The 8,696-nt window shown below is 65.2% G+C and carries 12 protein-coding genes; 6 read left to right on the top strand and 6 right to left on the bottom strand.

The genetic code is table 11. The features are described from left to right. Window positions 1–220, bottom strand: a 220-nt coding sequence (locus tag AC1DU6_RS12550) for a hypothetical protein (RefSeq protein ID WP_477857530.1), incomplete at its 3' end; no start/stop codon positions are given. Window positions 221–236: 16 nt separating this feature from the next. Further along, window positions 237–905, bottom strand: a complete 669-nt coding sequence (locus tag AC1DU6_RS12545) for a Crp/Fnr family transcriptional regulator (RefSeq protein ID WP_056196243.1) — start codon at window positions 903–905, stop codon at window positions 237–239. 164 nt (window positions 906–1,069) lie between these two features. Here AC1DU6_RS12545 and trxB point away from each other — a divergent pair, with 164 nt between their 5' ends. The 3 genes from trxB to rpmG all read left to right on the top strand — a co-directional run bounded on the left by trxB (window position 1,070) and on the right by rpmG (window position 2,871). Continuing rightward, complete coding sequence (gene trxB / locus AC1DU6_RS12540) at window positions 1,070–2,029, top strand: thioredoxin-disulfide reductase (protein ID WP_056196236.1); 960 nt, start codon at window positions 1,070–1,072, stop codon at window positions 2,027–2,029. A 403-nt stretch (window positions 2,030–2,432) separates the two neighbouring features. Continuing rightward, the gene (gene rpmB, locus AC1DU6_RS12535; protein WP_056196235.1) at window positions 2,433–2,666 is read left to right on the top strand and encodes a 50S ribosomal protein L28; all 234 of its coding nucleotides are present in this window, start codon (window positions 2,433–2,435) and stop codon (window positions 2,664–2,666) included. A 34-nt stretch (window positions 2,667–2,700) separates the two neighbouring features. Next, window positions 2,701–2,871 (top strand): 50S ribosomal protein L33, encoded by a 171-nt coding sequence (rpmG, locus tag AC1DU6_RS12530; protein ID WP_025564431.1) that lies wholly within the window; start codon window positions 2,701–2,703, stop codon window positions 2,869–2,871. Between the two features lie 99 nt (window positions 2,872–2,970). On the opposite strand, the gene AC1DU6_RS12525 is transcribed toward rpmG, so the two are convergent. From AC1DU6_RS12525 to AC1DU6_RS12515, 3 genes are all read right to left on the bottom strand, one after another. Then, window positions 2,971–3,456 (bottom strand): DUF3016 domain-containing protein, encoded by a 486-nt coding sequence (locus AC1DU6_RS12525; RefSeq protein WP_477857527.1) that lies wholly within the window; start codon window positions 3,454–3,456, stop codon window positions 2,971–2,973. Window positions 3,457–3,558: 102 nt separating this feature from the next. Further along, window positions 3,559–4,770 carry a DesA family fatty acid desaturase gene (locus AC1DU6_RS12520; RefSeq protein ID WP_477857525.1) on the bottom strand — a complete coding sequence of 404 codons (1,212 nt, stop codon included), beginning with the start codon at window positions 4,768–4,770 and terminating at the stop codon, window positions 3,559–3,561. Between the two features lie 130 nt (window positions 4,771–4,900). Beyond that, window positions 4,901–6,163 carry an RsmB/NOP family class I SAM-dependent RNA methyltransferase gene (locus AC1DU6_RS12515; protein ID WP_477857523.1) on the bottom strand — a complete coding sequence of 421 codons (1,263 nt, stop codon included), beginning with the start codon at window positions 6,161–6,163 and terminating at the stop codon, window positions 4,901–4,903. A 35-nt stretch (window positions 6,164–6,198) separates the two neighbouring features. Here AC1DU6_RS12515 and AC1DU6_RS12510 point away from each other — a divergent pair, with 35 nt between their 5' ends. Beyond that, a complete protein-coding gene (locus AC1DU6_RS12510; RefSeq protein WP_056196224.1) occupies window positions 6,199–6,852 on the top strand; it encodes a DUF1345 domain-containing protein in 654 nt (217 codons plus the stop codon). On the opposite strand, the gene purN is transcribed toward AC1DU6_RS12510, so the two are convergent. Beyond that, window positions 6,845–7,477 (bottom strand): phosphoribosylglycinamide formyltransferase, encoded by a 633-nt coding sequence (gene purN / locus AC1DU6_RS12505; RefSeq protein ID WP_477857521.1) that lies wholly within the window; start codon window positions 7,475–7,477, stop codon window positions 6,845–6,847. The two genes, AC1DU6_RS12510 and purN, sit on opposite strands and share 8 nt — an antisense overlap. A gap of 58 nt (window positions 7,478–7,535) precedes the next feature. On the opposite strand from purN, the gene trpS reads away from it, so the two are divergent. Both trpS and AC1DU6_RS12495 read left to right on the top strand, forming a co-directional pair. Beyond that, window positions 7,536–8,549, top strand: coding sequence for a tryptophan--tRNA ligase (trpS, locus tag AC1DU6_RS12500; RefSeq protein WP_056196218.1), 1,014 nt, complete (start codon window positions 7,536–7,538; stop codon window positions 8,547–8,549). Next, window positions 8,459–8,696 (top strand): DUF3717 domain-containing protein (locus tag AC1DU6_RS12495; RefSeq protein WP_477857518.1); only part of this gene is annotated, 238 nt, incomplete at its 3' end. The genes trpS and AC1DU6_RS12495, both read left to right, overlap by 91 nt.

Raw genomic sequence — 8,696 nt, 5'->3', positions numbered from 1 at the left:
AGGCAGCGTCGCGCAGGTCGTGCGTCGCCATCGCCAGCACGAGCAGCGCGAGCAGCAGGGCCGTCAACGCCAGCCACAGCGGCGTGCGCAGCAGCCGCGAGGCGGCTGACGGCGGGGCCACTTCGCGCTTGGGCGCCTGGCGGCGGGTGGGTTTGGCGGGAGCGGCGGGCTCGCCGGCGGCATCGTCACCGCCCAGCAGGGAACCGAGGGGAAAACTCATCCCCGCATTGTCGCCGTCAATCGTGGGTCAGCCGTTCCTTGATGACCACCGAACCGTTCTCAAGCGTTTCAATGACGCCGCGCTCTTCCAGGTCCTTCATGACCCGGCTGACCATCTCGCGCGAGGCACCCACGACCTTGGCCATGTCCTGGCGCGAAACCTTGCCGCGGATGAGCTTGATGCCCTTCTCGTCCTCGGACATGTCCAGCAGCGTGCGCGCCACGCGGCCATAGACGTCAAGCAGCGCCAGGGACTCGATCTGCCGGTCGGCATTGCGCAAGCGCGCCACCAGCCCGCGCAGGATGCCGTAGGAGAGGCTGCTGCTCTCGGGCAGGCAGCGCGCGAACTCCAGGCGGCCGAGCACCAGCATGTCGGTCTGCACCTCGGCGCGCACCGTGGCCGAATGGGGCTCGTTGTCGATGAGGCTCATCTCGCCCACGTAGTCGCCCGACTGCAGCACGGCAAGAATGACCTCGCGGCCGCGGTGGTCGGCCGTCAGCACGCGGGCACGGCCGTTGAGCAGGATGAAGAGGGCGTTGGACTTGGTGCCCTGCTCGACGATCAGTTCGCCGCGCTTGAAGCGGCGCTTGACGACGCTGTCGGCGATGGATTGGGCCTGATCGGTGGTCAGCATCGAGAACAGCGGAACACGGCGGATCAGGTCGAGGTTGGAAATCATCGCCATATGCAGTCTCCAGGTTTGGGCCCCAGGCAAGCGGCAAGAAATGCGCCTGCCTAAAATGGCGTGCATTGTGCACACGCGGCAGGCTTCTCCGCATCGGGTAAGGCCGGGGTTTTCACCCCTAAGACTACCTTGCGAGCCGTTAACCCGCCCTCACCTTCCCTGCCATGACCGCTACGACCCAACACCACGGCCTGCTTATCCTCGGTTCCGGCCCCGCCGGCTACACCGCCGCCATCTACGCTGCACGCGCTAATCTCAAGCCTACGCTGATCACGGGCATGGCCCAAGGGGGTCAACTCATGACCACGACGGAGGTCGACAACTGGCCGGCCGACGTGATGGGCGTGCAGGGCCCCGAGCTGATGCAGCGCTTCCAGCAGCATGCCGAGCGCTTCCAGACCCAGATCGTCTTTGACCACATCAATGCGGTCGACTTCTCCAAGCGCCCCTTCACGCTGACTGGCGACAGCGGCACCTACACCTGCGACGCGCTGATCATCGCGACCGGCGCCTCTGCAAAATACCTCGGCTTGGACTCCGAACAGGCCTTCATGGGCCGCGGGGTCAGTGGTTGCGCGACCTGCGACGGCTTTTTCTACCGCGGCCAGGAAGTCTGCGTCGTYGGCGGCGGCAACACGGCCGTCGAAGAGGCGCTGTATCTGTCGAACATCGCCAGCACGGTGCACCTGATCCATCGCCGCGACAAGTTCCGCGCCGAACCCATCCTCATCGACAAGCTCAAGGAGAAGGCCGACGCCGGCAAGATCGTGCTGCATTTCTTCCAGCAGCTCGACGAGGTGCTGGGCGATGCCTCGGGCGTGACCGGTGTGCGCATCCGCAGCACGCTGGACGACAGCAAATCGGAAATCAAGCTGCACGGCTGCTTCATCGCCATCGGCCACCAGCCCAACACCGACATCTTCAAGGGCCAGCTGGAGATGAAAGACGGCTACATCATCACCAAGAGCGGCCTGAACGGCTTTGCGACGATGACCAGCGTGCCGGGCGTCTTCGCGGCCGGTGACGTGCAGGATCACATCTACCGCCAGGCCATCACCAGCGCCGGCACGGGTTGCATGGCCGCGCTGGACGCCCAGCGCTTCCTGGACCAGGAAAACGGTTGACCCCTCGTCCGGTCTCGCCCCACTGAACGCGGGCGGGTCCAGCCGGTCTTGCAGACCGCGCAGCCGACGGAGCGGCTGCTCTTCGGCAGGCACGACAAGTCCGCAGGACTTGCCATGTCCGGCCTCAGCCCCCGAGGGGACTGCGATGCTCTCGGCATCGAGCCGCGAGCACATCGCCCGACGGGCCGGCTCGGGAGCGGCCCAGCGCTCGGCCCGGAAGGCGTAGCACGGCCTTCCTGGCCCGCGGGTTTTCCGCTACACTCGCGGGCTTGCCTGCTGGATGGACCGCATCCAAAGCGTTGATTCGAAAGAATTTCGCCTGAGGATTAGCAGGCATATGCGGTCAAAGGGCCGCTCGAAAAGTTCGGGCGGCTGGTCAAAGAAGTCAAACCGGAGAAGCGTCATGGCACGCGTCTGTCAAGTCACGGGCAAGAAGCCCATGGTCGGGAACAACGTTTCCCACGCCAACAACAAAACCAAGCGTCGGTTCCTGCCGAACCTGCAATACCGCCGTTTCTGGGTGGAATCGGAAAATCGCTGGATTCGCCTGCGCATCACGAATGCCGCTCTGCGTTTGATCGACAAGGTCGGCATTGACCAAGTCGTCGCCGATCTGCGCGCCAAGGGCGCGCTCTGATCGTCGCTCACTGACCTACTGAAGGAATACGACCATGGCATCCAAAGGCGGCCGCGAAAAGATCAAGCTGGAGTCCACTGCGGGCACCGGCCACTTTTACACGACGAACAAGAACAAGAAGACCACGCCCGAAAAGCTCGAATTCATGAAATTCGACCCCAAGGCGCGCAAGCACGTCCTGTACAAGGAAATCAAGCTGAAGTGATGAATGGCGGCGCGAGCCGCCAACGCACGCAAGCAAGCAAAACAAAACCCGCCAAGCGGCAACGCTGGCGGGTTTTTTGCGTCCTCTGACCGGGCAGCTTCAGCGCGCCGCGGTCACTGTGGCGCCAAACTCCTGCTTGAACCAGCGATCAAGCATGCGCTTCTCATAGCGCAGCGGGTCCCCACTTGAATAGCCATTGAAGCCGTCCTGGTAGTTCATGTCACGCAGCTTGACCTCGCCCTGCCGGACGACCTTTTCGCCCTCTCGTACTTCGTAGTTGAAGGCGATGGATGGCAGTGTGACGGTGCGCATGACGCGCAGCCATTGCATGCGGCGGCCGAACGGCTCGACCTCGCCGGCCAGATCCACGTCGGTCACGTTGATCCGCACATCCCGGCCCGGAAGGCGCTTGCCGACCTGCTCGACAAGATAGGCTTCGATGTCCTTCAGCACCTCGGGCTGGCGGAAGCCGTTGTTGTCCTTGATGTCCGAGAACTTCTCGGAGCCGATGAAATTCACCTGCACATCGGCGCGCGCGGTGGCGGACAGGGCGAACAGGGCAACGGCAATCCAGCGGTATTTCATGGCAAGCCTCCTAAGCAAATCAGTGACTGCATACGGCAAGTCTAGGCCAGCCCAAGAAAAAGGGCGCCCGACGGGGCGCCCTTTACTTCAGGAAACCAAAGCTCAGGCGTGAGCAGCGCGCAGGCGCATCGAGAAAGCCTGCAGTTCCGCAATACCACTCTCCTCGGCGCGGCGGCACCAGGCCTGCAAGTCGGCGACCAGTTGCTCGGCCGACACATTCGTGCGCGTCCACATCTGGCGCAGTTCCTCGCGCATGGTCACCAGCTTGTCGATGACCGGGCTGGCAGCGCGGGCATTCGCGAGGTCGCCGTGCACGGCGACCGGGATGCGCTCCTGGTCGCGGTGCAGCCAGCGTTGGGCCTGCTTGAACTCCTCAAACCGCGCGCTGTGCTTGCCGCCCTCGGCCTTGATCTTGGCCAATTCGGCGGCGCAGGCCGCTTTCATGTCACGGGCATAGCTGGCCATGACTTCGTAGCGATTGGCGATCAGTGCCTCGAGCGTGCGCGCGTCGGCCGGCTTGATTTCACCCAGGCTCAACTTGGGTGCCGTCTTGCGGACCTTGGCCATGCCCAGCATTTCCAGGCCACGGATATACATCCAGCCAATGTCGAACTCGTAGGGCTTGACCGAGAACTTGGCGGACGTCGGGTAGGTGTGGTGATTGTTGTGCAGTTCTTCGCCGCCAACGATCAGCGTCCAAGGCGTCAGATTGGTCGACGCGTCGGGTGCTTCGAAATTGCGATAACCCCAGTAGTGGCCGATGCCATTGATGACGCCGGCAGCCCATATTGGAATCCAGATCATCTGGATGGCCCAAATGGTGGCGCCAATGGCACCGAACAGCGCCATGTTGACGATCAGCAGCAGCGCGACGCCCTGCYAGCTGTACTTGGTGTACAGGTTGCGCTCGATCCAGTCCTCGGGCGTGCCGCGGCTGTACTTGGCAATCGTCTCGGCATTCTTGGCCTCGGTGCGGTACAGCTCAGCGCCTTCGGCCAGCACCTTCTTCAGGCCGCGGGTCTGCGGGCTGTGGGGGTCTTCCTCGGTTTCGCACTTGGCGTGGTGCTTGCGGTGGATGGCAACCCATTCGCGGGTGACCATGCCCGTCGTCAGCCAGAGCCAGAAGCGGAAGAAATGCGAGGGGATGGGACCGAGATCCAGCGAGCGGTGAGCCTGGGCACGATGCAGGAAGATCGTGACCGAAGCGATCGTGATGTGGGTCACAACCAGCGTAAAGATCACTAATTGCCAAGCGCTGAAACCCAACAGGCCATCGGCCAGCCAGTTCATCAGCGCGTTCAGGATGTCGTTCATGCGTCCAAGACCTCGGCCACAGCGGCCATGCAAAGGAATGTCAATTGTAGAGGAGAGCCCCCAAATTCAAGGGGTTTGCTGCACCGTATTCAGGCGGTGACGTGCGAATCGACGCGTTCTTTGACCTGCGTCAGGCCGACCTTTCCCATGCGACAGCAAAAAACCCGTCTGTGGCGTGTCGGTGAGGCCACAACCGGAGTGCGCCGTTTTCCACGACTTCATCGGAGCGTTCAACCTGGGCCTTGGCAAGCGCCTCTCCCGCGGCGAGCGGCTTGAAGTCGGGATGGGCGGCGGCAAACTCGGCCGCGATGACCTCGTTCTCGGCATCCAGCAGGCTGCAGGTCGCATAAACCAGCCGGCCTCCCGGCTTCACCAGGCGGGCGGAGCTGGCCAGGATGGCGCGCTGCTTGGCCTGCAGTTCAGCCACCCCCTGGGGCGACTGGCGCCATTTCAGGTCGGGGTTGCGGCGCAGCGTGCCCAGGCCGGAACAGGGCGCGTCGACCAGCACGCGGTCGATCTTGCCGGCCAGGCGCTTGATGCGGTCGTCGCGCTCATGGGCAATCTGGGCCGGATAGACGTTGGACAGGCCGCTGCGCGCCAGGCGCGGCTTCATCGCCGTCAACCGGTGGCCGGAGGTGTCGAAGGCATAGAGCCGACCTGTGTTGCGCATGGCTGCGCCCAGGGCCAGGGTCTTGCCGCCGGCGCCGGCGCAGAAGTCCACCACCATCTCGCCACGCTTGGGCGCCAGCAGCAGGGCCAGCAACTGGCTGCCTTCGTCCTGTACCTCGATGCCACCGCTGGTGAACAGCTCCAGCTTTTGCAGCGCCGGCTTGCCATCGATGCGCAGGCCCAGCGGTGAATACGGCGTGGGCACGGCGTCAATGCCGGCGGCCTTGAGTTGCTCCTGGGCCTCCTCGCGCTTGAACTTGAGAGCGTTGACCCGCAGGTCCAGCGGCGCAGCCTCGTTCAGTGAGGTGGCGAGCTTCCAGAACTCTTCCTCGCCCAGCCGGGCCAGCAGCGGCTCGGCCAGCCATTCGGGCATGTTGTGGCGCATCTTGGACGCCAGGCTCATCGGGTCGATGGCCTGGACCTGCTCCAGCCAATGCTGCTCCTGCGGGCTGAGGGCCCCACGCAGGAAAGCGGCATTGCCGCGCCAGGCCAACATGGCCAGGCGGCGGTGCATGGAGCCGCTGCCGCTCTGGGCCAGGTTCTGGAACTTGATTCGCTCGCGCAACAGCGCGTAGACCGTCTCGGCGAGGCAGGCGCGCTCGCGCTGGCCGAGATTCTTGTGTTGTCGGAAGAAGGCGGAGACGGTGGAGTCGGCCGGGGCTTCGAGCTGGTTCACGACGGCAATCAGCTCGGCGCTCAGCTCCAGGAGGGCATTAGGATGCATCGCCCCATTATCCCAAGCGCCCTGCTCCTTGCCGCATGAATCTCTGGACCCAGCTGCGCCTGCGCCCCCGGCTGCTGTTGTCCATCCTGATCGGCAGCACGCTGGCTGCGTTGTGGCCAGGCGCTGTGCCGCTGACCACGCGCCTGCTGCTGGGGTGGGACTTCACGCTGTGGATCTATCTGCCGCTGGCGCTTTGGATGATGCTGGGCCGCGCGGGCTCGGTGAATGTGCAGCAGCGCGCCAGCCAGCTGACCGAAGGCCTGCCCGTCATGCTGCTGCTGGCCGTTGGCGGGGCGCTGGCCAGCTTTGGCGCCATTGCGCTGGAACTGGGTTCGGCCAAGCAAGCCCATACCGCCAACGGTTTGACGCTCGCCTTCGCCATTGCCACGGTCTGCAGCTCCTGGCTGCTGCTGCCGGTGGAATTCGGCATCGCCTACGCGAGCCTGTACCACGGCGGGGGCAAGGCCGCGCACGGGTTGGAGTTCCCGGGCGACGACGAAGGACCGCCCGACTACGGCGACTTCCTGTACTTCTCGATCACCGTGGCGGCCACGTCGCAGACCTCGGACGTCAGCGTCAGCTCGCGCGCCATGCGCCGCCTCGTGCTGGTTCAAGGCCTGCTGGCCTTCGTCTTCAACACCGGCGTGCTGGCGTTGACCGTCAATATCCTCGCCGGGCTGATCAGCTGAGCAGCAACTGCTGAGCCGCACCGTCGCGGTGAGTGACGCGCTCGCCGTCCCACACCAACGCACCTTCGACAAACCAGCGCACCGACTGCGGATAGATGCGGTGCTCGGCCGTCAGCACGCGGGCCGACAGCGTCTTCGCGTCGTCGCCAGGCAGCACCGGCACGACGGCCTGCATGACGATGGCGCCATGGTCCAGCTCGGCGGTAACGAAATGCACCGTCACGCCGGCGACCTTGCAGCCCATCTCCAGCGCCCGCTCATGCGTGTGCAGCCCGGTGAAGGCCGGCAGCAGCGACGGGTGGATGTTGAGCATGCGGCGGGCGTAGCGCGCCGTGAAGCCGGGCGTCAGGATACGCATGAAGCCGGCGAGGACGACGAGGTCAGGTGCGAAGCTGTCGATGACGCGGGCCAGCTCGGCATCGAAGTCCTCACGGCTGGCATAGGTCTTGTGATCGACGACGGCGGTAGCAACGCCATGCTCAACCGCGAACTGCAGGCCGCCCGCATCGGGCCGGTTGCTGATGACGGCGGCCACCTCGGCGGGCCAGCCCTCGGCTTGGCAGGCCTTCACGATGGCCTCCATGTTGGAGCCCCGCCCCGAAATCAGAATCACCAACCTCTTCATGGGGCGGCAGTTTAGGGGGCGGCTGACCGATCGCCCCTTGAACGACAATCCGCGCCCCATGTCGAAYCCCACCCTGAACCTCAAGCCAAGCCGCCCTCGCGTGCTTTCCGGCATGCGTCCGACCGGCGCCCTGCACCTCGGCCACTACCACGGCGCTATCAAGAACTGGGTGCGGCTGCAGGACACGCATGACTGCTTCTTCTTCGTCGCCGACTGGCATGCGCTCACCACCCAGCGCCCGAGTGGCGAGACGCTGACCCGCCACGTCTACGAGATGGTCACCGACTGGCTGGCCGCCGGACTGGACCCCGAGCGCTGTACCTTGTTCCTGCAAAGCCGCATGCCCGAGCACGCCGAGCTATTCACGCTGCTGGCCATGTGTACGCCGTCCTCGTGGCTGGCGCGCATGCCCAGCTACAAGGATCAGGTCGCCGCCGACCCCGAACTGGCGACGTACGGCTTTCTGGGCTACCCGCTGCTGCAGGCGGCCGACATCCTGCTCTACAAGCCTGCCGGTGTGCCGGTGGGCGAAGACCAGACCGCCCACGTCGAAGTGACCCGCGAAGTGGCACGACGCTTCAACCGGCTCTATGCCGAGGCCGCGCCCATCTTTGTCGAGCCCCAGGCCCTGCTGACCGAGACCGCCCGCGTGCCCGGGCTGGACGGCCAGAAGATGAGCAAGAGCCTGGACAACGCGATCGCGATGCGCGACGAGCCCGAGGCTGTCGCCGCCAAGATCCGCACCATGCCGACCGACCCGCAGCGCGTGCGCCGCACCGACGCCGGCGACCCGGCGCGCTGCCCGGTCTGGCCGCTGCACCAGATCTACAGCGACGACGCGACCCGCGCCGCCTGCGACAGCGGCTGCCGCACGGCCAGCATCGGCTGCCTGGACTGCAAGCAGCCGTTGATCGAGTCCATCCAGCGCGAGCAGGCGCCCTGGCGCGAACGCGCTGCGGCCCTGGACCCGCAGCAGGTGCAGTGGACGCTGGAGGTTGGCACCGAGCGCGCCCGCGCCGTCGCGCGCAAGACGCTGCGCGAGGTGCGCGGCGCCATGGGGTTGGTGGCTTGAGCGGGGACGAGCGTAGGGCCGCCCCAAGCCGGCCCGACATTCCCTCGGGGGATCGACCGGCGTACCCGCCTGTCGAGGGGCCTCATTCTCTGATCCACGTGACTGACCTCGAGGCCGCCATCAACTGGTGGCGCGAACGTTCACCCT

The sequence above is a fragment of the Roseateles sp. P5_B10 genome (genome assembly GCF_056400485.1).
This window is presented reverse-complemented; position numbering and strand designations above follow the sequence as displayed.

What these genes read in the sequence shown, in the direction of transcription:
- AC1DU6_RS12545 (WP_056196243.1), bottom strand. Translation starts at nt 905, where the DNA reads ATGGCGATGATTTCCAACCTCGACCTGATCCGCCGTGTTCCGCTGTTC.
- rpmB (WP_056196235.1), top strand. Translation starts at nt 2,433, where the DNA reads ATGGCACGCGTCTGTCAAGTCACGGGCAAGAAGCCCATGGTCGGGAAC.
- rpmG (WP_025564431.1), top strand. Translation starts at nt 2,701, where the DNA reads ATGGCATCCAAAGGCGGCCGCGAAAAGATCAAGCTGGAGTCCACTGCG.
- AC1DU6_RS12525 (WP_477857527.1), bottom strand. Translation starts at nt 3,456, where the DNA reads ATGAAATACCGCTGGATTGCCGTTGCCCTGTTCGCCCTGTCCGCCACC.
- AC1DU6_RS12515 (WP_477857523.1), bottom strand. Translation starts at nt 6,163, where the DNA reads ATGCATCCTAATGCCCTCCTGGAGCTGAGCGCCGAGCTGATTGCCGTC.
- AC1DU6_RS12510 (WP_056196224.1), top strand. Translation starts at nt 6,199, where the DNA reads ATGAATCTCTGGACCCAGCTGCGCCTGCGCCCCCGGCTGCTGTTGTCC.
- purN (WP_477857521.1), bottom strand. Translation starts at nt 7,477, where the DNA reads ATGAAGAGGTTGGTGATTCTGATTTCGGGGCGGGGCTCCAACATGGAG.